This is a genomic window from Salinispora pacifica DSM 45544 (assembly GCF_000378845.1).
Lineage (GTDB): Bacteria > Actinomycetota > Actinomycetes > Mycobacteriales > Micromonosporaceae > Micromonospora > Micromonospora pacifica.
Genome location: NZ_KB905359.1, coordinates 4,745,678 through 4,771,904, shown reverse-complemented (window position 1 = coordinate 4,771,904; position 26,227 = coordinate 4,745,678). Strand labels below are relative to the sequence as shown.

The window sequence follows — 26,227 nt, the reverse complement described above, 5'->3', positions numbered from 1 at the left end:
TATGACCCGACACCGAGGCTGTCGGCGCCACTGTCCCCGTATTCCAACCGGTAGAGAAACGGAGCTCAAACCTCCGACAGTGTGGGTTCGAATCCCACCGGGGACACCACCAACCGTCGCGTGGCCGGCGGTTGACAGATCGCGAGCGGCGTCAAGCTGCGGGCGGCAGCCCCAGCAGGGTGGTGCCGCCCGGCGGCACACCCGTTCCGGTTCAGCGCGAAGGTCACCAGCAGGGAGCCGTCGTCGGCGCGGCCACCGCTTCCCGGCAACCGACAGCCGCAACAGTCCACCGCTGGGCGTGCCCGCTCGCCCAGCACCGCGCCGGTCGCCCCGGCAGCGCCGGTGCTGCCCCACCGGCGAGACGCCCGGGACAGACCAGCGATACCGGGAGGTTGTTCCGGATCTCCGCCACCCGGCGAGTGGCTGGGTGATGAGCCGTGGCACCGGCTCGGGTTGGCCACCGGGGATTCCGGGAGAGCTACTCGAAGGCTCCCTGCTGGGCGACGGAGTCGTCTCCCAACCCCGACCTGCTCGGCTTCGGCATCCGGAGACCGTCATGACGGGGAGATTGAATATTTGGCCATGGAGAAGTATTCAGCCCGAACAAAATTCGGGAGCATTGCGTTGAAACTCGCATAGATTCCCGGAAAGATGGCGCTATGTCCTCTTCCCCGAATCCGGCACCACCCTACGCGAGCCTTGATGACACCGACCGCGCAATCCTGGCGGAGCTGGCCGCGGACGGCCGCCTCCCCAACAACGCCCTCGCCGAGCGGGTAGGGGTGGCGCCGTCGACCTGCCTCGCGCGAACCAGGGCGCTACACGGATGCGGGGCGATCCGCGGCTTCCACGCCGAGGTGGATCCGGCGGCGATGGGCCTGCCGTTGCAGGCGCTGATCTCGGTACGGCTCTCCGCCCACGACCGGGCCGTGGTAGCCGCCTTCCGCGCCCGATCAGTACGCCTACCGGGGATGGTGGCGGTGTTCCACGTGGCCGGTGCGGACGACTACGTGCTGCATGTCCGGGCGGCATCGGCGGACGCGCTGCGGGACTTCGTGCTCGACCACCTGGCAGTCGATCCGGCGGTGCAGCACACCCAGACCAGTCTGATCTTCGAGCAGGCACGAGGCCTGGGGTAGGACCGATCACAGCCCTGACTACGCGCCGAAACAGGATCTTCACCTCCCTGTCACGCCTGGGACGCGGGCCCCGCCTATTTTGGTTTCGGTGGTGGTTGGCACTCCCGGTCGGGACGGGTCGGGAGTTGCCAAGTTGTGGCGCACCGGGCCGGAGTCGACGGATTCCGCGAAGCCGGCCCGGTGCCCCACTCCCTCCCTCACCCGGCAAGCGCTACCGGACCGGCCCAGAGCCGGCCACCGTCCCCTCGCGGGACGCTTCGGTGGCGACGTCACCGCCGGGCGACTCAGCGGTGCTCGCACCTCGGGATGGCGTGGCGCTGCGGGCAACAGCGACGACAGTCCGGGCACGACGGGCGCGCAGCAAGGCCCGGAGCGCGAACGCGAACGCGACTCCCCAGGCGAGGGCCAGCAGGGCGTACGCCACAGGTCGCACCCCCGCGCCGAGATCGAGAGCGCGCATCAGCGTACGAGCGTTGGTTAGCACAATCACACCGCCGACCGCTGCACCGAGCAGTTGGGCCGGGACGAGGCGCACCAGCCAGGCGGCCACCGGTGCTGCGATCAGACCACCGGCCAGTAGCGCGAGCACCATCGGCAGCAGAAAGCCCTCGGAACCAAGCCCAATCAGGAAGCCGACGCTGGCCGCACCGGCGACGAGAAACTCGGCGGTGTCCACCGACCCGATCACGCGGCGAGGTTCCAGTCGCCCGCTGACCAGCAGCGCGGGGGTCGCCACCGGACCCCATCCGCCGCCGCCAGTGGCATCAACGAAACCGGCGACCAGCCCCAAGGGGCTAAGGAAGCGACTACGCAGCCGGCCAGCCCGTCGTTCGGTGCGCAGCGGCCGGGCGAAGCGCACCAGCAGGTACGCGCCGAGGGTGAACAAGATGGCCGCCATCCAGGGCGCGGCGGCAGCGGTGGAGAGAGCAGACAGAAAGGTCGCTCCGGCGAACGCGCCGAGGGCGCCGGGCACGGCGATACGCCCAACGACGCGCCAGTCGACGTTGCCGAACCGCCAGTGCGCCACGCCCGCCGCGAACGTGGTGCCCACCTCAGCGAGGTGCACCGACGCAGAGGCAGCCGCCGGTGCGATCCCGGCGAGTAGCAGCAGCGTTGAGGAGGTCAGCCCATATGCCATGCCAAGGGCACCGTCAACGAGTTGCGCGGCCAACCCCACGAACGCGAGGACCAGCAGCTTACGCACCGCGCCTCCCTAGTTTTCTGATATCTCCTATCGACTTGGTCGACAATGCGGTATGAGTGGGGCCTGGGTCAACAACGTTCAACGGCGAGTTACGGCTCAGACCCAGGCGCGGCCTAGATCCAGGCGCGGCTCAGGTCCAGGCGCGCGGGTCGGCGACCAGCTCGGTAACCCGGGCTGGAAGGGCACCGTCGGCCACGTCGGCTACGGTGACCAGCTCAAGGATCTGGCGTTCGCTTGCCCGCAGAGCGATCCAGACATCCTGCAAGGCGCGCGCGGCACCGTGGTAACCGAGCTGCTCCGGGCGCTGCCCACGGACATGGGCCAGCGGACCATCGATCACCCGAATCACCTCGGCGAGGGAGATCTCGCCCGCCGGCCGCGCCAGCCAGTAGCCTCCCTCCGGGCCCCGCTGGGCCTGCACCACACCGCCCCGACGCAGCTGCAACAGGATGCTCTCCAGGAACTTCGGCGGGATCTCCTGGGCTCGGGCGATCTGTTCGGCGGTCACGAACCGCCCTCGGCCGGTCGAGGTACTGCCGGTCGCCGAGGCGAGCTCGGCGACCGCGCGAAGGGCATAGTCGACCCGGGCGGAGAGACGCATGGCTGACAGGCTAACCGGCTCGGCCGCCAACGACCGACCATCCCTCGGTCCCCACCAAGCCGGAGGCCTGCGCTCGGGAGGCCGGACATGGCTGTTGGCCGGCACCCGGTTCGGGTGCCGGCCAACAGTTCTTTCCCCTTGTGTGGGTCAGGTCTGTGGGGGTTTGTTTGTGGGTGGTGCGGGTGGGGTCAGCTGGTCCAGTGCTCGGCGACGAGGTCGGCGGCCTGGGTCTCCCACTGGGCGTAGTGGAACGGGAACGCCGACACCTGCACCTTCTGGGCGGCCTCGGTCAACGGCATGTCCTGCCAGCCCTCGACCTGCTTGAGGCCGTTGAGGAAGGCGGTGGTGGAGTAGGCGGGGTCGGTGATCTGCTCCACCGTGCCCCAACCAGACGACGGGCGCTGCTGGAACAGGCCCTGCGAGTCGTGGTCGTTACGCGCGCCCAGGTGTCCCAGGTTCTCCAGCTTCGACTCCTGCAGGCTGGTGCCGATCGCCACCACGGCGGCACGCTCGTCCATGCCGGCCTTCTTGGTGGCCTCGATGATGGCCTTCACGTTCGCGGTCTGCTCATCACCCAGGTCGATGCGTGACTGCTTGCCCTGGGTGCCGTGCGGGATCAGCGTGTCCCTGTCCGGCTTCGCCACCTGAACGGCCGCCGCGGCCGGGGTGGGGGTGGTGTCGGTGAGGGTGGCCAGGGGGCCGGCGACGACACCGGTGGACAGGGCCAGACCAGCGATACCAAGCACGCTACGACGCAGAATCGTGTTCATCATGAGGGTTGCTCCATTCGGGGGTCGACACCCACACACGCACGCCCGAAGGAAAAGGGGGGCCTTCAGACGCCAAAGGGCGGGTGCAAGCACCGTCCGGCGCTCAAACAGGAAAGAGAAGATCCTCGGCTACCGCGGCCGGGGGAACACGCACGGCGCCGGGTCCAGATGTAACGACCGGCCGGCCGCCAACATTCCGGGGCTCACGCACGGCTGGCATCCGCCATCGGCGGAACGCCGGCTCGGTCGTACGCATGGTGTAACGCCCTGACGGCGGCTGGGATTCCGCCACCACCGTGCCCCCGACCACACCCCAAACCGGCATGAAACCGCCATCAGGCAACATCGTCGTGAACTGTTTGGGCCGACCCGTTCCAACGGTAAATCGGTGGAAAGGTCGGCCCTCCCCGGGGACAACAAGCGCGTCAGGCCCCGACCTTACGCAGCAAGCCCTCCTGCACCGCGCTGGCGATCTGCCGGCCGTCCCGGGTGAACATCCGACCGGTCGCCAACCCGCGCGCACCGGAGGCCGACGGGCTCCAGCAGTCGTAGAGGAACCACTCGTCGGCGCGGAACGACCGATGGAACCAGAGGGCGTGATCGAGACTTGCGCCCACCACCCCGCCGGGCCCCCACACCTCTCCGTGCACCGACAGCACCGAGTCCAGCAGGGTGAGGTCGGAGGCGTACGTCAGAGCACAGGCGTGCAGCAGCGGATCGTCCGGGAGCTTGCCGTCGATCCGCATCCACACCCGCTGGTTCGGCTCGGCCGGACGGTCACCAGGGCGCACCCAGCCGGGCTCGCCGACATAGCGGACATCGATCGGCCGGGGAATCAGCGCCCAGATGCCCAGCCGTTCCGGGTAGCGGGCGAGCCGATCGCTCATCGTCGGTACCTCGTCCGGGCCGGGCACGTCCGGCGGGGAGGGCGCGTGGTGGTCCAGCCCCTCCTCCTGACGTTGGAAAGACGCCGACATGAAGAAGATCGGTTTGTCGTGCTGCAGCGCCACTGACCGGCGGACGGAGAAGGAACGACCGTCACGGACGCACTCGACCTGATAGTCGATCGGTTCACTCGGATCGCCCGGTCGCACGAAGTAGCCATGCAGGGAGTGCACGGAGCGCTCCGGATCGACCGTCCGCCCGGCGGCGACCAACGCCTGCCCGGCGACCTGCCCCCCGTACACCCGCTGCGGGCCGACCTGCGGACTCATCCCCCGGAAGGTTCGCTCGCCGGTCGGGCTGAGGTCCAGCACCTCCAGCAGCTGATCGACTGCGGCCTGACCGACCACCGCACCGGACTCGCTCACCGGACCCCCCGTCGTGTCCGCGGGGATCGCGGGTCCGGCTCGCTCCGAACGCTCACTGGAGCGCCCGGGCCGCAGCGAGGTCAACCAGCGACCCGAGCTGGTGCACACGCAGGGTGTTGGTCGAGCCGGGGGTTCCGGGCGGGCTACCGGCGACGATCACGACGTATTCGCCGGGGTTGGCCAGACCGAGGCCGAGCAGCGCCTCGTCAACCTGCCGGAACATGGCGTCGGTGTGCTCAACGAAGGGCATCAGGAACGTCTGTACACCCCAGGAGAGGGCGAGCTGGTCGCGCACCTCCGGCACCGGGGTGAACGCGAGCAACGGCAGGTCGCAGTGCAGCCGGGAGAGTCGTCGGACGGTGTCGCCGGTCTGCGAGAACGCCACCAGAGCCTTGGCGTCGATCGCCCGGGCGATCGACGAGGCGGCGATGGTGAGCGCGCCCCCGTGGGTACGCGGATCGTGCTGGAGCCGAGGCACCGAGATCGAGCCCGCCTCCGTTGTCGCCACGATCTTCGCCATGGTGCTCACGGTGAGCACCGGGTACTTTCCAACACTGGTCTCACCGGAGAGCATCACCGCGTCCGCACCGTCCAGCACGGCGTTGGCCACATCGGAGGCCTCGGCACGGGTGGGCCGGGAGTTCTCAATCATGGAGTCAAGCATCTGGGTGGCGACGATGACCGGCTTGGCGTTCTCCCGGCAGAGCTGCACCGCGCGCTTCTGGACCAGGGGCACCTGGTCCAACGGCATCTCCACGCCGAGGTCACCCCGGGCCACCATGATCCCGTCGAAGGCCAGGACGATCGCCCCGAGCTGATCCACCGCCTCCGGCTTCTCCACCTTGGCCAGCACAGGCCGGTGCACACCCTCCTCGGCCATGATGGCGTGGACCAGCTTGATGTCGTCGGCGGAGCGGACGAAGGAGAGCGCCACCAGGTCGGCGCCGAGGCCGAGGGCGAACCGCAGGTCCTCGGTGTCTTTCTCGGAGAGCGCGGGGACGCTGACCGCCACGTTCGGCAGCGAGACGCCCTTGTTGTTGGAGACCGGTCCGCCCTCGGTGACCAGGCAACGGATGTCGTTGCCGGTGACGTCGGTGACCTCGACCGCGACCCGGCCGTCGTCGATCAGCAGCCGGTCGCCGGGCTTCACCTCCTCGGGCAGCTTCCGGTAGGTGCAGGCGACTCGGTCCCGGGTGCCGAGAACGTCATCACCGGTGATGACCACCGAGTCACCGGTGCGCCACTCGTGCGGACCGTCAGCGAACCGGCCAAGCCGGATCTTGGGACCCTGGAGGTCGGCGAGAACCGCGACCGGCCTCCCCGCCGCCTCGGCCGCCTCCCGCACCAGCCGGCAAACCGCCTCGTGATCGGCGTGGCTGCCGTGGCTGAAGTTGAGCCTCGCCACATCCATTCCGGCCTCAACAAGGCCACGAATACGCTCCGGCGAGGAGACGGCGGGGCCGAGTGTGCAAACAATCTTTGCGCGGCGTGTCACGCCCATCAGGCTAATCTCTCCTCCGGGCCGGTCCGCGGGCCGACCCCTGTCGCAGTGCGAACACGTTCTCCGACGTTGCGCGGCTGCACGGCCGGCAGTGGATAACCGCCGGGAACGTCGTGGGGGGCGGGCGTCGGCGACCGCGCGCCCCGAGATCGTACCGCCCACGGTAAGCCGGGCCGAAAGGCATGGGTTAACAGCGCGGGGACATTCGACCTCGCTCGCCGGTTTGCCCGATCCCCGCCCCACTGCGACCGGGAACGCACGCCACGGGAGGGCCGAAGCAGCTTGGCACGCGGCCCGGGCGACAACTGGATCAGCCGGCACAGCCCAGTGGGGCGGTCTACGTGCCGACCGCCCCACCGGAAGACATGCCTAGACGGCCCAGCAGTTGGGGCGAATCGACTCGTCGCGCAGCGCCTGCCGAATCACCGTGTAGGTGGTCCCGTCCAGCGCCAGCCCGAGGTGCCCGACCAACCGCAGCGGACACCAGGACTGGATCAGTACGTTTTTCGCCCCGTCATCCAGCGCGGCGTTGCGCACCGGCCGCACCAATTCGTCCTGCCACGTACGAACCGTGGTGTAGCTGACCGAGCCGGGGGTGTCGTCGCCGGCGTTGAGGTCGGCGAGGAAGTCCGAACCGATCCTCATCTGCTGACAGGCCACCACACCAGCGCAGCTGCCGAGCCCGAGGAAGGCGATGACGTTGGCCACGTACGTCCCGTACTGCGGGCTGCCGAGGCTGACGTATCGGTCGACGGCTCCGGTGCCACCGAGTCGCTTCAGGTAGTAGCGGGCCACCAAGCCCCCCTCGGAGTGCCCCACCAGATCCACCCGGGTGGCACCGGTGGTGGCGCGAACCTGATCGACGTAGTCGGCGAAGGCGCGGGCCGAGGTCGGGATGTCGCCGAAGCCCAGCCCCGGCAGTTCATAGATGAAGGGACGGAAGCCATCGGCGCCCAGACGCGCGGCGAGCGGCTCGTACGCGAAGGCGAAACCGCTCAACCCGCCAACGATGATTACCGGGTTGTTGGTCGCCACGGCCGGGCCGGCTGCGGCGGCACCGGAGCTACTCGCCGGGGCGTCGTGGGTGGACGTTTGCTCAGCCGCAGCACCGGCGGGTGCCGCACTGACGGCGCCCTCCGGGACGGCGGGTGCTGCGCTGGCGGCGACACCGGGGACGGTGAGCGTGGCGCCGAGCGCGAACGCGAGCACGACGGCGGTCTTTCGAAGCAGCATGGGCTGCACCTCCATGAGGGTGGTGGGTGCGGTGCGAGTCCGATCGACCGGTGCGAACGATGATGCGGGCAGTAATTCTCGTTCGTCAATGCCTAGCTACCTCCCAGTAACCTGTTGTTCCACCTACGGCACACTCCGGCGATCCAGACAAAGACCCCCCAGAGGGATACGACTCGCGGAACCCCCACACCGCAACACCGCCCCAACCCCGTCAGGAGAGAGTTGCTATACCTAATCCTGTAGTAGAGGTGCTATCTTCAAGAGCATGACTACAGTCGAACGGTCGGAGGCTGTCGAGGCCCCCCGAAGTCCCGACGATCATTTGGTCCTCGACGTTCGAGACCTACGCATGCGCTACGGCACCGTGGACGTGCTGAACGGCATCGACCTCACCGCGCAGCGAGGGGAGGTGATCGCGCTGCTCGGGCCGAACGGTGCCGGCAAGACCACCACCATCGAGATCCTTGAGGGGTTCCGGCTGCCCTCAGCCGGCTCGGTCCGGGTGCTCGGCGTTGAACCCGCCCGCGGGGACGAGCGGTGGCGTGCCCAGATCGGCGTGGTGCTCCAGTCCTGGCGTGACCACGGCCGGTGGCGGGTCCGGGACCTCCTCTCCCACCTCGGCGACTACTACGCGCCGTACGCGACCGACCTGATCCAACGCCCGTGGCCGGTGGACGACCTGCTGGCGGCTGTCGGGCTGACCGCACACGCCAACGCTCGGGTGTCCCGGCTCTCCGGCGGGCAACGGCGGCGCCTCGACGTGGCGGTCGGCATCGTGGGCCGGCCAGAGCTGCTCTTCCTGGATGAGCCGACGGTCGGCCTTGACCCGGCGGCCCGCCGGGAGTTCCACGAGCTCGTGCACCGCCTCGCCGACCTGGACCAGACCACCATCCTGCTGACCACCCACGACCTGGCCGAGGCGGAGAAGCTCGCCGACCTGATCGTCATCCTGGCCAACGGCCGGATCATCGCCCGGGGCTCGCCGGACCAGCTCTCCCGCCGGCTGACCACCGATGCGGAGATCCGCTGGACCTGCGACGGCCAACGCCACGTACACGCCACCATGGACGCCACCGGGTTCCTGCGCGACCTGCTCCGCGACCACGGCGACGGGGTGCAGGAGCTGGAGGTACGCCGAGCCAACCTGGAGGACGCGTACCTGGCCCTGGTGCACGAGGAGGAGACCGGAATCCGTACCGGCTGGGCCGATCGGGTGTGGCAGCAGCAGGAGGAGACCCGATGAACCCGAAGACCACCGCACTCCGGGTCGGCCTGCGGCGCGGAGCCATCGAGTTGCGCAGCACCTTCACCAACGGCCAGGACCTGTGGAACTACTTCTTCCCCACGGTGGTGCTGCTGGTCGCCGTCTTCTTCATGCGGGGGGCGACCGTACCCGGCACCGACTTCTCCCTCGGTGCGCGGACGCTGCCCAGCGCGCTGGGCATGGGCCTACTCTTCGGCGGGCTGCTCGGGCTGGCCCAGCAACTCGTCGTGGACCGGGAGGACGGCACCCTGCTGCGGGCCAAGGCCATCCCGAACGGGATGCTCGGCTACCTGGTCGGCAAACTGGTGCTGGTCTCCTCGGTCGCGATGATCGGCCTGGTCATCCAACTGACCCCCGGGATGCTCTTCCTGGACGGGCTCCGGCTGGGCGACCCCGGCGCCTGGTTCACGCTGGCCTGGGTGGTGCCGCTCGGGCTGGTGGCGACGCTCCCGCTGGGCGCGATGATCGGCTCCCTGATCGAGAACCCGCGCAACATGGGGCTGGTGGTGCTGCCGGTGATGGGGCTCATCGGCATCTCCGGCATCTTCTACCCGATCACCGGCCTGCCCGACTGGCTCCAGGGCACCGCCCAGGTCTTCCCGCTCTACTGGCTAGGCTTGGGCATGCGCTCCGCGCTGCTTCCGGCTGACCTGGCGGCGGTCGAGATCGGCGAATCCTGGCGCCATCTGGAGATGGTTGCCGTCCTCGGGGCGTGGGCGGTGCTCGGACTCGTGCTGGCGCCGGTGCTGCTGCGACGGATGGCCCGCCGGGAGTCCGGCTCGCGGGTCGCGGCCCGACGGGAGCAGGCCATGCAGCGGGTCGGATGAGAGGGCATTGATGAGCGAGACCGTGCACAACCGAATCGCGGTACTGCGCGCCGAACGGGGCATCTCCCGACGGCAGCTCGCCGACGCGCTCGGAGTGCACTACCAGACGATCGGCTACCTGGAGCGGGGGGAGTTTCGGCCCAGCCTGCACCTGGCGCTGCGGATCGCCGCCCACTTCGAGGTGCCGGTCGAGGTGGTCTTCTCGATCGAACCGTTTCCCCGCATCGGTGATGCCGCTGTCGGGAACCGCCGCCCAGCGTGAAGCAACGGCGGCGGCCGGCGACGTCGATGTCCACACCCGCCGCCACCGTCGGCCGGCCGTCCACCTGGGACTGCCGGCCGACGGGCGGGATCAGCCGGTGACGGCGTTCAGCGCCGGCAGGTAGCCGTCGCGGTAGCCCTCGTCGTTGGGGTGGTACGCCTCGATGATCCTGGTGACGTCGTTGATCCAGGGCTCGTCACCGCAGACGCCATGGCCGGCGAAGTGGGGACGGAGGTCGGCGAAGGCGGCACCGGCCGCGCCGGCACGGCCGGCGGTGATGCTGTTGAGAAGGTCAGCGGCGTCGTTGAGCTGCTGTCGCTTGGTGGCGCTCATCCCGAACAGGCCACACCAGCCGGTCTCGAAGAGTCGCGGGTAGCCGAGCACGATCAGCTGGGCGTTCGGCGCCCGGTCCCGGATCGTCGCGTAGGTGGCGTCCAGCCGGCCGGGCAGGGTGGTCTGGGCGAAGTCCCGGGCCTCGTCGATGGCCTCCGTGCAGGCCGAGGTGCTGCCGAACCGACAGGTCAGCATCACGCTGGCGAAGCCGACGTCATTACCACCGATGGTGACCGTCACCATCGTGGTGCTGGCGCTGAGCGAGTCGACCTGGTTGTTGATGACGTCGGCGGTGACCGCGCCACCACAGGCCGGGAACTGGAAGCTGGTCACCGCATTCGCCGCAGCCCAGCGCGGGGCGTAGGACTTCTGACTGCGCAGGCAGCTGGATCCGTCGTACGGGCCGGCGCCGACGCCGGAGGAGTACGAGTCGCCGAGCGCGACGTAGTTGATGGTCGCGGCCTGCGCGGCGCTGGGGACCAGCACCGCGCCGACAACGGCGACGCAGAGGGCGACCAGCGCCGCCAGGGCGCGGGCGGGTGCACGGGGTGGCATGTGGACCTCCACAGGGCCGGGGGGTGGGGAGCCCAGAGACCGCGCGCGTGGCCAGGGTAGAGCTTGTTACTAGCTGGTAATGCTACCGAAACAATTCACCAAAGTGAATCGTTTCACCCGGCCACCCGCGCCCCCGGCCACCCGCCCCTCAGCCGGCCAGCGGCCGAGCGTCCGATCCCACCGGCGCCGGCAGCGAACCCCGCCCGTCCAGGTACGAATGGATGGCGGCAGCGGCGGCCCGGCCCTCGGCGATCGCCCACACGACCAACGACGCGCCCCGGTGCATGTCCCCGGCGACGAAGACGCCATCCACATCGGTCTGCCAGTCCGCACGGGCCGCTACCGCGCCCCGTTCGTCACGGGACACCCCGAACTGCTCAAGCAGCGGCTGCGGCTCGGTACCGTCGAAACCGATCGCCAGCAGTACCAGGTCGGCCGGCAGCTCCCGCTCAGTGCCCGGCACCGGGGTGACGAGCCGCCGGCCATCGCGCTTCTCCACCGTCACCTCGGCGATCCGGACCGCCCGCACCGCCCCACTGCCGTCGTCCACGAACTCCTGCACGGCGACGGCGAAGACCCGCTCCCCGCCCTCCTCATGCGCCGGGTACTCGCGCAGGATCCACGGCCAGGTCGGCCACGGATCCCGTGCCTCGTCCCGCTCCCGGGACGGCTGCGGGTAGAGGTCGAGCTGGTACACCGCGGCGGCGCCCTGCCGGTGGGCGACGCCGAGGCAGTCCGCGCCGGTGTCTCCGCCACCGATGATGACGACGTTGCGGCCCGCCGCGTCGATCGGCGTGCCGTCCGGCAGCACCGCGGTGGCCGGCGGGTTGGTCTCCGCGGCGGCCACCACCCGGTTGGCCGCGACGAGGTGCCCCATCGCCTGATGCACCCCGCGCAGCGAACGCCCCGGAGTCGCCGGGGTGTCCCGGCTGGCCAGGGCACCGCAGGCCAGCAGCACCGCGTCGTGCTCGGCCCGCAGCTGCTCGGCGGTCACGTCGACACCGACCTCCACCCCGGTCCGGAACCGCACCCCCTCGGCGGCGAGCTGTGCCAGCCGCCGATCGATGTGGTGCTTCTCCAGCTTGAAGTCCGGGATGCCGTACCGCAGCAGGCCGCCGAGGGCGTCGTCCCGCTCGTACACGGTGACCGCATGCCCGGCCCGGGCCAGCTGCTGCGCGGCGGCGAGCCCGGCGGGCCCGGAGCCGACCACCGCCACCGCACGGCCACTGGCCGGCGGCACCGACCAGGGCCGTAGCCCGCCGCGGGCCACGGCAGCGTCGGCGATCTCCACCTCGACCTGTTTGATCGTGACCGGCTGCTGGCCGCCGAGGCCGAGTACGCAGGCCGCCTCGCAGGGGGCCGGGCAGAGCCGACCGGTGAACTCCGGAAAGTTGTTGGTGCCGTGCAGCGTCTCCACCGCGGCGTCCCAGCCACCGGTGCGGACCAGGTCATTCCAGTCCGGGATGCGATTGCCCAGCGGGCAGCCGTCGTGGCAGAACGGAATGCCGCAGTCCATGCAGCGGGTGGCCTGCTCCCGGATCAGCTCCTCACCTGCCGGTGGGTAGACCTCCCGCCAGTCCATGATCCGCACCGGAACGGGCCGTCGGGCGGGAAGCTGCCGGTCGTACCGCAGGAAACCAAACGAATCAGGCACGAGCTACCTCCTGGACAGCCACCCGCGCGACGGGCGACACCGGCGTGGACGGTGCGGACGACGTGGGCTGCGCTGCCGGCGCCGCCAAGGCGCTCATCACCGCGTCGTCCACGTCGTAGCCGGCGGCTTCGGCAGCCCGCATGATCTCCAGCACCCGGCGGTAGTCCCGGGGCACCACGGCGGTGAACTCCTCCACCGCCTCCGACCAACGCTTGAGCAGCTCCTCCGCGACCGCGGAGTCGGTCTCGGTGTAGTGCCGCTGGACCAGGTCATAAAGGGTTGCCTGCTCCTGCTCGCTCAGGGGCGTCAGGTCCACCAACTCCGTGTTGACCCGCCGACGATCCAGCCGCCAGACGAACGCGGTCCCGCCGGACATCCCGGCCGCGAAGTTCCGCCCCGTCGGCCCCAACACCACGACCGTACCGCCGGTCATGTACTCGCAGCCGTGGTCGCCGACGCCCTCGACGACAGCAGCCGCCCCGGAGTTGCGTACCGCGAACCGCTCCCCCGCCCGACCGCGGAGGAAGACCTCACCTGCCGTGGCGCCGTAGAGGATGGTGTTGCCGGCGATGATCTGATCCTCCGCCCGCCGGCCCGGCATGGCCTCCGCGTCGACAAAGGGCGCGGCCCGGTCCGGTCGGAGCACCAGCCGCCCACCGGAGAGCCCCTTGCCGACGTAGTCGTTGGCGTCGCCGTGCAGCCGCAGGGTGACCCCGGACGGCAGGAACGCGCCAAACGACTGCCCCACGGTGCCGTACAGGTCGAACTCGATCGTGTCGGTGGGCAGGCCGGCCCCGCCGTGGCGGCGGACCACCTCGCCACCGAGCATCGCGCCGACGCTGCGGTGCTCGTTGCGCACCGGCACCCGGGTCCGCACCCGGGTACCGAAGCGCAGCGCCGGCTCGGCGAGCGCGATCAACTCGTTGTCCAACGCCAGCCCGAGACCGTGGTCCTGGACGCGAACACCCCGTCGAGCGGTCCCCTCGGGTAGCTCCGGCAGGCGCAGCACGGGGCTCAGGTCGATACCGGCCGCCTTCCAATGATCAACTGCGGGGGCGACATCGAGCAGTTCGGTCCGGCCGATCGCCTCGTCGATCGAGCGCAGACCCAGCTCGGCGAGGTACCCGCGGACCTCCTCGGCGAGGAAGAGGAAGAAGTTCTCCACGAACTCCGGTCGGCCGGTGAACCGCTCGCGCAGCACCGGGTTCTGGGTGGCGATGCCGACCGGGCAGGTGTCCAGATGACAGACGCGCATCATCACGCAGCCCTCGACGATCAGCGGGGCGGTGGCGAAGCCGAACTCCTCCGCCCCGAGCAGGGCCGCGACCAGCACGTCCCGACCGGTCTTGAGCTGGCCGTCAACCTGCACGGTGACCCGGTCCCGGAGCTTGTTGAGCAGCAGGGTCTGCTGCGCCTCAGCCAGGCCCAGCTCCCACGGGGTGCCCGCGTGCTTGAGCGAGTTCAGCGGGGACGCACCGGTGCCGCCGTCGTGCCCGGAGATGAGGATGACATCGGCCTTCAGCTTCGCCACGCCCGCCGCCACCGTACCCACCCCGACCTCGCTGACCAGCTTGACGTGCACCCGCGCCGCCGGGTTGACGCACTTGAGGTCGTGCACGAGCTGGGCCAGGTCCTCGATGGAGTAGATGTCGTGGTGTGGTGGCGGAGAGATCAGGCCGACCCCCGGGGTGGCGTGGCGGGTCCGGGCGATCCACGGCCAGACCTTGTTGCCGGGAAGCTGGCCACCCTCGCCGGGCTTGGCGCCCTGCGCCATCTTGATCTGCAGGTCATCGGCGTTCACCAGGTACTCGGTGGTGACCCCGAACCGACCGCTGGCGATCTGCTTGACCGCGGAGCGGCGGGTCGGATCGTGTAGTCGCTCGACGTCTTCACCGCCCTCGCCGGTGTTGGACTTGCCGCCGAGCCGATTCATCGCGATCGCGAGGGTCTCGTGCGCCTCCACCGAGATCGACCCGTAGGACATGGCGCCGGTGGCGAAGCGTCGAACGATCTCGGTGGCCGGCTCGACCTCCTCGATCGGCACCGGCGGGCGCACTCCGGTACGGAGCGCGAACCGACCCCGCAGCGCACCCCCCTGGGCGGCCAGCGCGTCCACCTTCGAGGTGTACGCCCGGAACACGTCGTACTGCCGGCTGCGGGTGGCGTGCTGGAGCAGGAAGACGGTCTCCGGGTTGAACAGGTGCAGCTCGCCCTCACGCCGCCACTGGTACTCGCCACCGACAGCCAGCCGGTCGCTCGTCGCCGTCCCCGGCTCCGGCCAGGCGTGGGCGTGTCGAGCGGCGACCTCGACGTGGATCCCGTCCAGGTCAACCCCGCCGATCTTGCTGGGAGTGCCCCGGAAGTACCGCTCGATCAGCTGGCTGTCCAGCCCAACCGCCTCGAAGACCTGGGCGCCGCAGTACGACGACACGGTCGAGATGCCCATCTTGGACATGATCTTCAGAACGCCCTTGCCGAGCGCCTTGACGTAGTTGCGGACCGCGGTGCCCGACTCGACGCCGACCAGCGCCCCCGTCGAGATCATGTCCTCCACCGACTCGAACGCCAGGTACGGGTTCACCGCCGCCGCGCCGTACCCGACCAGCACGGCCGCGTGGTGCACCTCCCGGCAGTCGCCGGACTCCACGATCAGCGCCACCTGGGTCCGGGTCTGCTCCCGAACCAGATGCTGATGCACCGCCGCGGTGAGCAGCAGCGACGGGATCGGGGCGAGGTTGGCGTTGGAGTCCCGGTCGGAGAGGACGAGGATGCGCACGCCGTCCTCGATGGCCTCGGAGACGTGCCGACAGATCTCGGTCAGCCGCGCCCGGATGCCCGCGCCGCCCTCCCGGATCCGGTACAGGCCGGAGACCCGGACCGCCTTGAATCCGGGGAGGTCCCCGTCCTCGTCGATGGAGAGAATCTTCGCCAGCTCGTCGTTGTCGATCACCGGATAGGGGAGCACGAGCTGCCGACAGCTCGCCGGCCCCGGCTCGAGCAGATTGCCCTCCGGCCCGATCGTGGTCTGGAGACTGGTCACCAACTCCTCCCGGATGGCGTCCAGCGGCGGGTTCGTGACCTGGGCGAAGAGCTGGTGGAAGTAGTCGTAGAGCAGCCGGGGCCGGGTGGAGAGCGGAGAGATCGGGGTGTCCGTCCCCATCGAGCCGATCGGCTCGGCGCCGACCCGCGCCATCGGCGCGAGGAGAATCTTCAGCTCCTCGTCGGTGTAGCCGAACACCTGTTGCCGGCGGCGTACCGAGTCGTGGGTGTAGACGATGTGCTCCCGGGCCGGCAGGTCGGTCAGCTCGATCAAACCGGCGTGGAGCCACTCCTGGTACGGCTGGGCCGCCGCCAGCTCGGCCTTGATCTCGTCGTCGTGCACGATCCGGCCAGCCACGGTGTCCACCAGGAACATCCGACCGGGCTGCAGGCGCCCCTTGGCGACCACGGTGGCCGGATCCAGGTCCAGCACACCCGCCTCGCTGCCGAGCACAACCAGCCCGTCGGCGGTCTGCCACCAACGGCCGGGACGGAGGCCGTTGCGGTCCAGCACCGCCCCGACGATCTCGCCGTCGGTGAACGCCACCGACGCCGGCCCGTCCCAGGGCTCCATCAGGCTGGCGTGGAACCGGTAGAAGGCCCGTTGGTCAACGGGCATGTCCGGGTCGTTCTCCCAGGCCTCCGGAATCATCATCAACACCGCGTGCGGCAGGCTTCGCCCCGCCAGGTGCAGCAGCTCCAGGACCTCGTCGAAGTTGGCCGAGTCGGATGCCCCCGGGGTGCAGACCGGGAGGATTCGACGAATGTCGCCGGGCAGCGCCGCACCGGCTCCACCGGCGAGCATCGACTCTCTCGCCTGCATCCAGTTCCGGTTGCCCCGGATGGTGTTGATCTCGCCGTTGTGGGCGATGAACCGGAACGGGTGCGCCAGGGGCCAGGACGGGAACGTGTTCGTGGAGAAGCGGGAGTGCACCAGCGCGATGGCGCTGCGCATCCGCTCGTCGGTCAGCTCCGGGTAGAACTCCGGCAGCTGGTCCGGGGTGAGCATGCCCTTCCAGACCATCGTGCGGCCGGAGAGCGACGGAAAGTACGCCGGCACGCCACGCTCCGCCGACTCCCGCTCGGCCTGCCTGCGGACGCGGTACGCCACCCGCTCCAACTCGATGCCGGTCAACCGGGAACCAGCTGGGCCCGTCGCCGAGTCGGTGAGCCGGTGCGCGGTGACGAAGAGCTGCCGGACCCGGGGCATCGCCGCGAGCGCCGTCGCACCCAGGCCCGCCGGATCCACCGGTACGTCCCGCCACCCCAGCAGGTCGGCGCCCTCGACCAACGCGTACTTCTCCACCACCCGGCGGGCCCGCAGCTCGGCCTCGTCGTCGTCGGGCAGGAAGACCAGGCCGGTCGCGTACTCACCGATCGGGGGCAGCGGGAAGTCCACCACCGCGCGCAGCAGCGCGTCCGGCACCTGGATCAGGATGCCCGCGCCGTCGCCGGTGTTCGACTCCGCACCTCGGGCACCCCGATGGTCCAGCCGGCGCAGCGCGGCGAGCCCATTGGCCACCACCTCGTGCGACGGCCGGCCGCGCAGGTCCGCCACGAACGCCACCCCACACGCGTCGCGTTCGTAGGCGGGGTCGTAGAGCCCGGCGGTGGACCCGTTCGGGCCGGAGTGCGGGACCTGCTGCGGGATGCGGTGCGGGTACGGAGCGGCCACCCGGGCCTCCTGTCGTCACTCAGGCTGAATCTTGGTCGGGACGACGTCGGCCCTCAAGGGTCATTTGAGTCTACGTTAGGGGGGGCCACACAAGGCCAGTGCAGATTGATCACACCTTCCAGAGTGTGAGAAAGATACTCCCATTACCGCACCACCCTCGGCCGCCTTCCCGTCGGTTGGCATCCGGAGCTGGTCAGGACGGAGGATGCCACTGGTCGGCGGTCGTGCTGGCGCTGCCCAGCAGCCGGGGGGTGAGGGCGCCGAGGACAGCGTCCCGGGCCCTAAGTGCGAGCCGGCCCCGGGCCTGGAGCACCGCCGACATCCGTCGGGTCTGCCGGACCGTCGCCGTCACCCGGGGCCGTCGGGTCCGGTCGTAGGCGACGACCGCGTCCGGCAGCCGGGACTCCCGGAGCAGCCCGGCCAGGGTGGCGGCGTCCTCGAAGGCGAGGCAGGCACCCTGCCCCAGGTGCGGGGGCATGCCGTGCGCGGCGTCACCGAGCAGCACCGCCCCACCAGGACCGGTGGGGAAGCCGTACGTGCGGGGCAGCGGGCGCAGTTCGCGGATCTCCCGCTGGACCAGGTCGGCCGGGTCGGTGGCGTCGAGCAGCTGGGCGATGGGTGCGGGCCAGCCGGCGTACCAGCGACGCAGCAGGGCGAGCTGGGTCTCCGGCGACTCCGGCCGGGGCGCACCGGCGGCGGTGGCCACCCAGTAGATCCCGCCGCGGCTGGAGGCCCCGGACGCGCCCCGTTCGCCCAGCGACACGTAGACGAAGCGGTACCCGGCACCGAGGATCTCCCCGGTCGGCGGCAGGTCGGCGGGGAGTTGGGGCGCCCGGTACCACGGGATCACCGCCCGCCACGCGGCCGAGCCGCAACTGACCACTGCCGCCTCCGGTGCGAGCTGCGCCCGCGCCACGCTGTCGAGGCCATCGGCGGCGACCACCAGGTCCGCCTCGTAGGTGTGCCGGCCGTCACTGACCGACGGGCGGTCGCCCGGTTCCGCGCGAACCGAACGGAGGGTCACGCCGGTCCGCAACTCCACACCGTCGCCCAGCCCGGCGATGAGCGCATCGTGCAGGTCCTCCCGGTGCACCACGACCGGGCTTCGGTCCGCCGGGACCGGACGGGGCCGCACCAACTGGTGGCCGTCGGGTCGGCGCACCCCACCGCTCGACAGCGGGGTGGCGATCGCGTCGAGCCCGGCGCCGAGACCGAGGGCGCGCAGTGCGCGTACCCCGTTGGGCCAGAGCAGCACCGCGGTGGGCTCCGGACGGATCCGGTCGGCTCGCTCGACCAGCGTGACCTGCCAACCGGAGCGCGCCAACGCGCCCGCGACCGCAAGGCCACCGACACCGGCGCCGACCACGACCGCGCTACGCATGCGGCCCTCCTCGCTCAGCTGTCGCGCTGGTCGGCGGGCGGGGCGGCATCCACCGGCTGGTCGGTGGGCGGACCGTCACCGGGGCCCCCGGCCTCCGGCCCCGGCGGCGCCTCGCCCGTCTCCTGCCAGTGCCGGAACTGCTCCTCGCCAACCACCTGGTAGCCCTCCGGCGCCGCCGGCCGGGCACTCGCCTCGCGGGCGGAGAGGTCGACCTGCGACACGTCCGACTCGGGGGCGGACGCCGGCACCTCGCGGATCGGAATCAGGTACTCGCGCGGTCCGCGCACCCGCAGGAAGTAGATCAACGCACCGAGGAAGACCACCGCCGCGGTCCAGACGTTCAGCCGTACGCCGAGGATCATGTTCGCCTCGTCGGTACGGATCATCTCGATCCAGAACCGGCCGGCCGTGTAGCCCAGCACATAGAGCGCGAAGGCTCGGCCGCGGCCCAGCTTCAGCCGCCGGTCGAGGAAGAGGACGAGGGCGACCACACCCAGGTTCCACAGCGCCTCATAGGCGAAGGTCGGATGGTAGAGCCCCGCCTCGAGGATGGGTGTCCCGGTGTCGTCGCGCAGGGCCTGGCCCGACTCCTGGTCCATCCGGTGGATCTCCAGGCCCCAGGGCAGCGTGGTGCGCCCACCGTAGAGCTCGTTGTTGAACCAGTTGCCGAGCCGCCCGATCGCCTGGGCCAGCGGCAGCCCCGGGGCGAGGGCATCCGCCACCACCGCGAGCGGAATACCGAGCTGCCGGGCGGCATACCACGCACCAAGCGCGCCACCGGCCACCGCACCCCAGATGCCGAGACCACCCTCCCAGATGGCGAAGACCTTGAGCGGATCGCCACCGGTGCCGAAGTATTTCTCCGGTGAGGAGATCACGTGGTAGATCCGGGCGCCGATGATGCCGGCCGGCACCGCCCACACGGCGATGTCGAGCACCGCCCCCGGCGCCACCCCGCGCTGGCGTAGTCGTCGCTCGGTGATCCAGCAGGCCACCACGATGCCGAGGAGGATGCAAAGCGCGTACGCACGGATCGGCACCGGGCCCAGCTGCCACACGGCGGTGGTCGGACTGGGCAGGGCCGCCATAGAGGTCTGCGAGGCGAGGTTCACGAGTGCACAGGCTACCGCCGTTCGGCCCCGCCGTGGCACCCCGGCCCACGCGACCCGTGGCGCTCATCTCCGGGGCGCCGGGCCCGTGACCCGGGTGTGCTCAGCTCGGGGGTGCCGGGCTGATGGCCCCGGGGCGGGCGTCAGGAGGCCGGGGTCCGGACACCCGCGGCGAGTTCGGTGCTCAGCTCACGCAGGGCGGTCAGCCCCGCCGGTAGACTCGCGGCATCTAGCAGGCAGCGGATCAGGGCGCTGCCGACGATGACCCCATCGGCGAACCCGGCCGCCGTGCCGGCCTGTTCCCCGCTGCCGATCCCGAGGCCGACACCGACCGGCAGGTCGGTGACCGCCCGGACCCGGGACACCAGCACCGGGGCCGCCGCCGAAGCCCGCTCACGGGCCCCGGTGACCCCCATGAGCGCGGTCGCGTACACGAATCCCCGGCAGTGCTCGACGGTCATCTGCAGCCGGGCGTCAGTCGAGGAGGGCGAGACGAGGAAGGTCCGGTCCAGCCCGTACGCGTCGGAGGCGGCCAGCCACTCCTGCGCCTCGTCGGGAATCAGGTCGGGTGTGATCAGCCCGGTGCCGCCCGCCGCGGCGAGGTCCCGGGCGAAGGCGTCAACGCCGTACTGCTCGATCGGGTTCCAGTAGGTCATCGTCACCACGGGCGCGCCGGTGGCGGCGACCGCGTCGACGATGCGCAGCGTGTCGGCGACCCGGACCCCGCCGGCCAGGGCGATGTCACTGGCCCGTTGGATCACCGGACCGTCCATCACCGGGTCGGAGTACGGAATCTCCACCTCAATGACGTCCACGCCCGCTTCGACCATGGCGGTCATCGCGGCGATGCTGCCCTCGACGGTCGGGAACCCGGCGGGCATACAGCCGACCAGGACAGCCCGGCCCTCGGCCCGAGCCCGGTCGTACGCAACCCCGATGCGACTCACGCTGTCACTCCTTGTCGAGGACGCCGAAGTACTCCCCGGCGGTGTGCACGTCCTTGTCCCCACGGCCGGAGAGGTTGACCACCACGACCGGCTCCCGGCCCAGCTCGGCGGCGAGTTCCGGGGCGATCGCGACCGTGCCGGCCAACGCGTGGGAGCTCTCGATCGCGGGGATGATGCCCTCGGTACGGCAGAGCAACTCGAAGGCGGCCATCGCGTCGGCGTCGTTCACCGGCCGGTACGTCGCCCGGCCGGTGTCGTGCAGCCAGGCGTGCTCCGGCCCGACGCCCGGGTAGTCCAACCCGGCCGAGATCGAGTGCGACTCGACGGTCTGACCATCGGCGTCCTGCAGCACGTAGGTCCGGGTCCCGTGCAGCACGCCCGAGGAGCCACCGGTAATGCTGGCCGCGTGCCGGCCGGTCGCCGGCCCGTCCCCGCCGGCTTCGAAGCCGTACAGGCGCACGCTCGGGTCGTCAACGAAGGCGTGGAAGACACCGAGTGCGTTGGAGCCGCCGCCCACGCAGGCGGTGACCGCGTCGGGCAGCTTACCGACCAGGTCAAGGCACTGCTGGCGGGCCTCGTCGCCGATGCCTCGGACGAAATCGCGGACCAGGGCGGGGAAGGGGTGCGGGCCGGCCGCCGTACCGATCAGGTAGTGGGTGCTGTCGACGTTGGCAACCCAATCCCGCATCGCCTCGTTCATCGCGTCCTTGAGGGTGCGGGACCCGGTGGTGACCGGCACCACGGTGGCGCCCAGCATCCGCATGCGCGCCACGTTCAGCGCCTGCCGTTGGGTGTCCACCTCACCCATGTAAACCACACACTCGAGATCGAACAGGGCGGCCGCGGTGGCGGTGGCCACCCCGTGCTGACCGGCGCCGGTCTCGGCGATGACACGCCGCTTGCCCATCCGCTTCGTCAGCAGCGCCTGGCCGAGCACGTTGCGCACCTTGTGCGCCCCGGTGTGGTTGAGGTCCTCCCGCTTCAGCAGCACCTGTGCGCCGATCTTGGCGGAGAGACGCCGGGCGGGGTAGAGCAACGAGGGGGTGCCGGCGTAGTCGCGGAGCAGGGCGGCGAACTCGGTCTGGAATGACTCGTCGCCGATCGCGGTACGCCAGGCGCCGTCGAGTTCGTCCAACGCGGCCACCAGGGCCTCGGGGACGAACCGGCCGCCGAACCGGCCGAAGTGACCGGCGGCGTCCGGGTATCGGACGGTCGCGGCAGGCGTGTCGACGCTCATCGCGGCTCCCTTCGTTCTGACCAGCGCGCGCTCAGCGCGCCGGACGGGGTGTCGCCGGGTGGTTACCGGCGTTGACCAGCTCGGCCACCGCCTCCCGGGGGCTCTTCTGGGTAACCAGGCCCTCACCGACCAAGACCGCGTCGGCACCGGCCGACGCGTACCGGATGAGATCGTGCGGCCCGCGCACCCCCGACTCAGCGATCTTGACAACGCTGCTGGGCAGGCCGGGCGCGATCCGCTCGAAGACCGACCGGTCGACCTCCAACGTACGCAGGTCGCGCGCGTTCACGCCGATCACCTGGGCGCCGGCCTCCAACGCCCGGTCCGCCTCCTCCTCGTCGTGCACCTCGACCAGGGCGGTCATGCCCAGCGACTCGATCCGCTCCAGCAGGCCGACCAGCACCTTCTGCTCCAACGCCGCCACGATCAGCAGCACCAGGTCGGCGCCGTGCGCCCGCGCCTCATGCACCTGGTAGCTGGATACCACGAAGTCCTTCCGCAGCACCGGAACATCAACCGCGGCCCGGACGGCGGCGAGGTCATCCAGCGAGCCACCGAACCAGCGCCCCTCGGTGAGCACGCTGATCGCCCGGGCACCGCCGGCGGCGTAGTCGCTGGCGAGGTCGGACGGGTCGGCGATCTCCGCCAGCCGTCCCTTGGACGGCGAGGAGCGCTTCACCTCGGCGACCACCGCCACGCCGGGCCGACGCAGGGCCGCGTACGCATCCAGCGGCGGCGGGGCGGCGGCGGCCAGCTCTCGAATGCGCTCCAGCGGGACCTGGTCCTGCCGCCGAGCCACGTCCTCGCGCACTCCGGCCAGAATCTCATCGAGCACGCTGGGCTTCGCCGAACCGGCGTCGCTCCCTCCCGCGTGCGCATGCTCCGCAGTCACCAACGCTCCCCTCTCCGGGCGTCATGGACCGATGCTAGGCGGCGTACCCGATGCCGGCCGCCGGGGGTATGGCGCTACTCACGAATCGGCTTGCGGCATAATGCCCAACCTCCAGTGAAGGTGAGCTCACACACAGCCATCACCTCCCGGTCGTCAGTCGAGGCCGACGATCATCGACCACCACCATCCTGGGCATTGATGTGATGCTATCCGGCCGGCTAGCCACCGGCTGAAAGCCCGGGGCAGGGCTGTGAGCAAGCTCAAGGCCAGTGGACTCTTCCCAGGTCAGCACCGCGGAGCCAGGGTTGACACGGCGGACACCCCGACGAAACGTGAGTCGATGAGCATTCCCCTCGGGCAGACTCGGTTCGGCATCCGCCCGCGCCACCCAACGATCTCCGGGACTGATCATGAGCACTGAGAGCATCGGCCTCACCACCATCTCCCGTACGGTCGCCTCGCTCGCCGTCGGCGTGGTGCACACGCTCGAACGCGCCGTGGTCGGCGAGGCGCAGACGCGTACCGCACGGGGCAATGCGTGGGAAGCCGTCTGCGCCGACCAGGCCCGCGCCGACCAGCGGGCCGAACTGGACCGGATCGTCGCCGAGTTCACCACGAACCGCGACACGAACCGCGACCCGCGGCCGATGGGCTGAGGCGGCGGGGCAGCCGGACCCGGCCGCGGTCGCCGGCAGCGGCCGGCGGTCGGCGTCAGTCGTCCGTCGGATCAGCGCCCCGGTCCAAGGCATCCCAGGCGTCCCTGGCGCTCCGGCCCGACACCGGGCCGGTCGTGGCCCCCGCCGGCCGCTCGTATCGAGCACCCATCACCGACCACCGTTCCCCCCGGACCGCGGTCAGCACGCCGGCGACCGCGGCACACCCCCCACCGAGCAGGCAGAGCAACGGCCACTGCCGACTGATCGCGCCGCTGAACCCCGCGACCAGGCCATACCCACCACCAGCGGCCACCGCCATCGCGAGCCCGGTCAGCACACCGCCCAGGAGCCGCCGGACCCGCCCCCGGGTGGCCAGCACCGCGCCCCATCCGGCGAGGGTGACCAGGGCCAGCGCGGGCAGCCAGGGCAACAGCTGCGCGCCGGTGCGGGTGACGCGGACCGGCGGCAACGGGGCCGGACGGGGTGCCAGCTCAACGACCCAGGCCTGGCTCACCGCCCAGATCGAAAGGCCCGCTCCGGCCACCCCGAGGAGCACGGCGTAGAGCAGTTCCCGCCGGCCGGGCCGGGGCCGCCCCGGATTGGCCCCGTCCCCGGCGCGCCCCGGACCGACCCCGTCCCCGGCGCTCACCGGGCCGCACGCAGGGTCTCGGCCGCGGCGATGGCGGCCAGCACGGCGGCCGCCTTGTTCCGCGTCTCCTGCTCCTCGGCGGCCGGGTCCGAATCCGCCACCACGCCCGCGCCGGCCTGCACGTGCGCGCGCCCACCGTGGATCAGCGCGGTACGGATCGCGATCGCCATGTCGAGGTCACCGCCGAAGCCGAGGTAGCCCACGGTGCCGCCGTAGAGCCCCCGCCGCACCGGCTCCAGCTCCTCGATCAGCTCCATCGCCCGCACCTTGGGGGCACCGGAGAGAGTACCCGCCGGGAAGGTCGCGACGAGCGCGTCGAAGGCGGTGCGGTCCTCGGCGAGTACACCGACCACCGTGGAGACAATGTGCATCACGTGGCTGTACCGCTCGATCGTGGCGAACTCGGGTACCTCGACCGTGCCGGGCCGGCAGACCCGCCCCAGGTCGTTGCGGCCCAGATCCACCAGCATCACGTGCTCCGAGCGCTCCTTGGGGTCGGCGAGGAGTTCGGCGGCGAGCTGGGCGTCGGCCTCGGGCGAGCTGCCGCGCGGCCGGGTGCCGGCGATCGGATGCAGCAGGGCGCGCCGTTCTCCGTCCACCTCGGTGGCCACCTTCAGGTGCGCTTCGGGAGACGAACCGACGATGTCGAAGCCGTCAAAGCGCAGCAGGTACATATACGGGCTGGGGTTGGTGGTCCGCAGCACCCGGTACACGTCGAGCGGGTCGGCGTCGGTCGCCCGTTCAAAGCGCTGCGACAGCACGATCTGGAAGCACTCGCCGGCGCTGATCGCCTCCTTGGCCGCCACCACCGCCTTCTGGTAGCCGCCGTTGGGCGTACGGCAGCGCACGTCCCCGACGGGCGCTGCGCCAACGGTGGAGGTCATCGGCGGAATCGGCCGGGACAGCGCGGCGGTCATCGCGTCCAGCCGCCCGACCGCGTGGTGGTACGCGGCGGTGACCGCTGCCGCCCGATCCGGTGCCTGAGGCGGTGGCAGGACGGCGTTGGCCACCAGGAGCGCCGAACCGTCGTAGTGGTCGAGCACCACCAGATCAGTGGCGAGCATCATTCCCAACGCGGGCAGACCGAGGTCGTCCTCGGTGCGCTCGGGCAGCCGCTCGAAGTGCCGCACCAGGTCGTACCCGAGGTAGCCGACCATGCCGCCGGTCAGCGGCGGCAGCCCGCCAGTGTCATCGGGGGGTGACCCGGCAAGGGCGGCGACGGTGTCCCGAAGCACCGCGACCGGGTCGCCAGCCATGGGTAGCCCCGCCGGCGGCTGACCCGTCCACACCGCGACGCCGTCGCGTTCGGTCAGGGTGGCCGCGCTGCGGACCCCGATGAAGGAGTACCGGGACCAGGTCATGCCGGTTGACCCAACGCCCTGCTCGGCGGATTCGAGGAGGAAGGTGCCCGGACCGCCGGCCAGCTTGCGGTAGACGCCCACCGGCGTCTCCGCGTCGGCGAGCAGCCGCCGGGTGACCGGCACCACCCGCCTCCCGGCGGCCTGCTCGACGAAGCTTGTCTCGTCCGGACGGACGGTGCCGTCGGTCATGGCCGGGCCCGCCGTTCGCCGGACCCACCGGTGACCGGCAGGTCGTTGTGGAAGCAGCTCCGCCGGCCGGTGTGACACGCCGGGCCGACCTGGTCGACGTCGACCAGCAGGGCGTCTCCGTCACAGTCGAGGGCGACGGCGCGGACGTACTGGTGATGTCCGGAGGTCGCGCCCTTGACCCAGTACTCGCCGCGGCTACGAGACCAGTAGGTGGCCCGGCCCGTGGTCAGCGTCCGATGTAGCGCCTCGTCGTCCATCCAGGCGAGCATCAGCACCTCGGCGGAGCCGTGCTGGCGGACCACCGCGGCGAGGAGCCCGTCCGACGTACGGCGGAGGCGCGCGGCGATGGCCGGGTCCAGGCGGGACGGCCGAGCCGGACCGCCGCTCGGGTCCGAGCCGGGCAGGGCGCCGGGCGACGGCGCGTCAGGTACGGGCATAG

At 70.9% G+C, this 26,227-nt stretch carries 22 protein-coding genes and 1 tRNA gene; 6 read left to right on the top strand and 17 right to left on the bottom strand.

Annotated elements, in window-relative coordinates:
• Positions 1–32 precede the first annotated feature (32 nt).
• Both SALPAC3_RS0121955 and SALPAC3_RS0121950 read left to right on the top strand, forming a co-directional pair.
• Positions 33–109: transfer RNA gene (locus tag SALPAC3_RS0121955), tRNA-Leu, on the top strand.
• A gap of 550 nt (positions 110–659) precedes the next feature.
• Positions 660–1,139, top strand: a complete 480-nt coding sequence (locus SALPAC3_RS0121950) for an Lrp/AsnC family transcriptional regulator (RefSeq protein WP_018223325.1) — start codon at positions 660–662, stop codon at positions 1,137–1,139.
• 211 nt (positions 1,140–1,350) lie between these two features.
• Here the strand turns inward: SALPAC3_RS0121950 and SALPAC3_RS0121945 are convergent, their stop codons facing one another.
• From SALPAC3_RS0121945 to SALPAC3_RS0121920, 6 genes are all read right to left on the bottom strand, one after another.
• On the bottom strand, positions 1,351–2,343 hold the full coding sequence (locus SALPAC3_RS0121945; protein ID WP_018223324.1) for a sulfite exporter TauE/SafE family protein: 993 nt from the start codon (positions 2,341–2,343) through the stop codon (positions 1,351–1,353).
• 130 nt (positions 2,344–2,473) lie between these two features.
• Entirely contained in the window at positions 2,474–2,944 is a 471-nt protein-coding gene (locus SALPAC3_RS0121940) for an RrF2 family transcriptional regulator (RefSeq protein WP_018223323.1), read from the bottom strand.
• 188 nt (positions 2,945–3,132) lie between these two features.
• Positions 3,133–3,714 carry a hypothetical protein gene (locus SALPAC3_RS0121935; protein ID WP_026185807.1) on the bottom strand — a complete coding sequence of 194 codons (582 nt, stop codon included), beginning with the start codon at positions 3,712–3,714 and terminating at the stop codon, positions 3,133–3,135.
• Between the two features lie 425 nt (positions 3,715–4,139).
• On the bottom strand, positions 4,140–5,024 hold the full coding sequence (locus SALPAC3_RS0121930) for an acyl-CoA thioesterase (RefSeq protein ID WP_018223321.1): 885 nt from the start codon (positions 5,022–5,024) through the stop codon (positions 4,140–4,142).
• Between the two features lie 52 nt (positions 5,025–5,076).
• The gene (gene pyk, locus SALPAC3_RS0121925) at positions 5,077–6,525 is read right to left on the bottom strand and encodes a pyruvate kinase (RefSeq protein WP_026185806.1); all 1,449 of its coding nucleotides are present in this window, start codon (positions 6,523–6,525) and stop codon (positions 5,077–5,079) included.
• A gap of 369 nt (positions 6,526–6,894) precedes the next feature.
• Entirely contained in the window at positions 6,895–7,758 is an 864-nt protein-coding gene (locus SALPAC3_RS0121920) for an esterase/lipase family protein (RefSeq protein ID WP_026185805.1), read from the bottom strand.
• A 265-nt stretch (positions 7,759–8,023) separates the two neighbouring features.
• Between SALPAC3_RS0121920 and SALPAC3_RS0121915 the strand changes: the two genes are divergently transcribed.
• Genes SALPAC3_RS0121915 through SALPAC3_RS0121905 form a run of 3 tightly spaced genes read left to right on the top strand, consistent with a single transcriptional unit; the run spans position 8,024 to position 10,111 of the window.
• A complete protein-coding gene (locus SALPAC3_RS0121915; protein WP_026185804.1) occupies positions 8,024–9,001 on the top strand; it encodes an ABC transporter ATP-binding protein in 978 nt (325 codons plus the stop codon).
• Positions 8,998–9,849, top strand: a complete 852-nt coding sequence (locus tag SALPAC3_RS0121910; RefSeq protein WP_018223317.1) for an ABC transporter permease — start codon at positions 8,998–9,000, stop codon at positions 9,847–9,849. The genes SALPAC3_RS0121915 and SALPAC3_RS0121910 overlap by 4 nt, the downstream gene beginning before the upstream one ends.
• 10 nt (positions 9,850–9,859) lie before the next feature.
• Entirely contained in the window at positions 9,860–10,111 is a 252-nt protein-coding gene (locus tag SALPAC3_RS0121905; protein WP_018223316.1) for a helix-turn-helix transcriptional regulator, read from the top strand.
• Positions 10,112–10,201: 90 nt separating this feature from the next.
• Here the strand turns inward: SALPAC3_RS0121905 and SALPAC3_RS0121900 are convergent, their stop codons facing one another.
• The 8 genes from SALPAC3_RS0121900 to trpC all read right to left on the bottom strand — a co-directional run bounded on the left by SALPAC3_RS0121900 (position 10,202) and on the right by trpC (position 22,876).
• Complete coding sequence (locus tag SALPAC3_RS0121900) at positions 10,202–10,999, bottom strand: SGNH/GDSL hydrolase family protein (protein ID WP_018223315.1); 798 nt, start codon at positions 10,997–10,999, stop codon at positions 10,202–10,204.
• 148 nt (positions 11,000–11,147) lie between these two features.
• Entirely contained in the window at positions 11,148–12,653 is a 1,506-nt protein-coding gene (locus SALPAC3_RS0121895) for a glutamate synthase subunit beta (protein WP_018223314.1), read from the bottom strand.
• Complete coding sequence (gltB, locus tag SALPAC3_RS0121890) at positions 12,646–17,367, bottom strand: glutamate synthase large subunit (protein ID WP_018223313.1); 4,722 nt, start codon at positions 17,365–17,367, stop codon at positions 12,646–12,648. Before gltB ends, SALPAC3_RS0121895 begins: the two co-directional genes overlap by 8 nt.
• Before the next feature lie 193 nt (positions 17,368–17,560).
• The gene (locus SALPAC3_RS0121885) at positions 17,561–18,748 is read right to left on the bottom strand and encodes an FAD-dependent oxidoreductase (protein ID WP_018223312.1); all 1,188 of its coding nucleotides are present in this window, start codon (positions 18,746–18,748) and stop codon (positions 17,561–17,563) included.
• Positions 18,749–18,762: 14 nt separating this feature from the next.
• Positions 18,763–19,860, bottom strand: a complete 1,098-nt coding sequence (gene lgt / locus SALPAC3_RS0121880) for a prolipoprotein diacylglyceryl transferase (protein WP_018223311.1) — start codon at positions 19,858–19,860, stop codon at positions 18,763–18,765.
• 140 nt (positions 19,861–20,000) lie between these two features.
• Complete coding sequence (gene trpA / locus SALPAC3_RS0121875; protein WP_018223310.1) at positions 20,001–20,804, bottom strand: tryptophan synthase subunit alpha; 804 nt, start codon at positions 20,802–20,804, stop codon at positions 20,001–20,003.
• 4 nt (positions 20,805–20,808) lie between these two features.
• Positions 20,809–22,041: a tryptophan synthase subunit beta gene (trpB, locus tag SALPAC3_RS0121870; RefSeq protein ID WP_018223309.1), complete on the bottom strand. Its 1,233-nt coding sequence runs from the start codon at positions 22,039–22,041 to the stop codon at positions 20,809–20,811.
• Positions 22,042–22,072: 31 nt separating this feature from the next.
• On the bottom strand, positions 22,073–22,876 hold the full coding sequence (gene trpC / locus SALPAC3_RS0121865) for an indole-3-glycerol phosphate synthase TrpC (protein ID WP_018223308.1): 804 nt from the start codon (positions 22,874–22,876) through the stop codon (positions 22,073–22,075).
• 467 nt (positions 22,877–23,343) lie between these two features.
• Here trpC and SALPAC3_RS0121860 point away from each other — a divergent pair, with 467 nt between their 5' ends.
• Positions 23,344–23,589 (top strand): hypothetical protein, encoded by a 246-nt coding sequence (locus tag SALPAC3_RS0121860; protein ID WP_018223307.1) that lies wholly within the window; start codon positions 23,344–23,346, stop codon positions 23,587–23,589.
• 55 nt (positions 23,590–23,644) lie between these two features.
• Here the strand turns inward: SALPAC3_RS0121860 and SALPAC3_RS0121855 are convergent, their stop codons facing one another.
• From SALPAC3_RS0121855 to hisI, 3 genes are read right to left on the bottom strand one after another with little or no spacing between them, the layout of a single operon-like run.
• On the bottom strand, positions 23,645–24,238 hold the full coding sequence (locus tag SALPAC3_RS0121855; protein ID WP_018223306.1) for a Trp biosynthesis-associated membrane protein: 594 nt from the start codon (positions 24,236–24,238) through the stop codon (positions 23,645–23,647).
• Positions 24,235–25,788, bottom strand: coding sequence for an anthranilate synthase component I (locus tag SALPAC3_RS0121850; protein WP_018223305.1), 1,554 nt, complete (start codon positions 25,786–25,788; stop codon positions 24,235–24,237). The genes SALPAC3_RS0121855 and SALPAC3_RS0121850 overlap by 4 nt, the downstream gene beginning before the upstream one ends.
• Positions 25,785–26,225, bottom strand: coding sequence for a phosphoribosyl-AMP cyclohydrolase (gene hisI, locus SALPAC3_RS0121845; RefSeq protein ID WP_018223304.1), 441 nt, complete (start codon positions 26,223–26,225; stop codon positions 25,785–25,787). The genes SALPAC3_RS0121850 and hisI overlap by 4 nt, the downstream gene beginning before the upstream one ends.
• Positions 26,226–26,227 lie beyond the last annotated feature (2 nt).

Excerpts from the sequence above, each read along its gene's own strand:
- SALPAC3_RS0121900 (WP_018223315.1), bottom strand. The coding sequence starts at position 10,999 with ATGCCACCCCGTGCACCCGCCCGCGCCCTGGCGGCGCTGGTCGCCCTC.
- SALPAC3_RS0121905 (WP_018223316.1), top strand. The coding sequence starts at position 9,860 with ATGAGCGAGACCGTGCACAACCGAATCGCGGTACTGCGCGCCGAACGG.
- pyk (WP_026185806.1), bottom strand. The coding sequence starts at position 6,525 with ATGGGCGTGACACGCCGCGCAAAGATTGTTTGCACACTCGGCCCCGCC.
- trpB (WP_018223309.1), bottom strand. The coding sequence starts at position 22,041 with ATGAGCGTCGACACGCCTGCCGCGACCGTCCGATACCCGGACGCCGCC.
- SALPAC3_RS0121920 (WP_026185805.1), bottom strand. The coding sequence starts at position 7,758 with ATGCTGCTTCGAAAGACCGCCGTCGTGCTCGCGTTCGCGCTCGGCGCC.
- SALPAC3_RS0121860 (WP_018223307.1), top strand. The coding sequence starts at position 23,344 with ATGAGCACTGAGAGCATCGGCCTCACCACCATCTCCCGTACGGTCGCC.
- SALPAC3_RS0121850 (WP_018223305.1), bottom strand. The coding sequence starts at position 25,788 with ATGACCGACGGCACCGTCCGTCCGGACGAGACAAGCTTCGTCGAGCAG.
- SALPAC3_RS0121950 (WP_018223325.1), top strand. The coding sequence starts at position 660 with ATGTCCTCTTCCCCGAATCCGGCACCACCCTACGCGAGCCTTGATGAC.
- hisI (WP_018223304.1), bottom strand. The coding sequence starts at position 26,225 with ATGCCCGTACCTGACGCGCCGTCGCCCGGCGCCCTGCCCGGCTCGGAC.
- SALPAC3_RS0121915 (WP_026185804.1), top strand. The coding sequence starts at position 8,024 with ATGACTACAGTCGAACGGTCGGAGGCTGTCGAGGCCCCCCGAAGTCCC.
- SALPAC3_RS0121910 (WP_018223317.1), top strand. The coding sequence starts at position 8,998 with ATGAACCCGAAGACCACCGCACTCCGGGTCGGCCTGCGGCGCGGAGCC.
- SALPAC3_RS0121885 (WP_018223312.1), bottom strand. The coding sequence starts at position 18,748 with ATGCGTAGCGCGGTCGTGGTCGGCGCCGGTGTCGGTGGCCTTGCGGTC.
- SALPAC3_RS0121940 (WP_018223323.1), bottom strand. The coding sequence starts at position 2,944 with ATGCGTCTCTCCGCCCGGGTCGACTATGCCCTTCGCGCGGTCGCCGAG.
- SALPAC3_RS0121935 (WP_026185807.1), bottom strand. The coding sequence starts at position 3,714 with ATGAACACGATTCTGCGTCGTAGCGTGCTTGGTATCGCTGGTCTGGCC.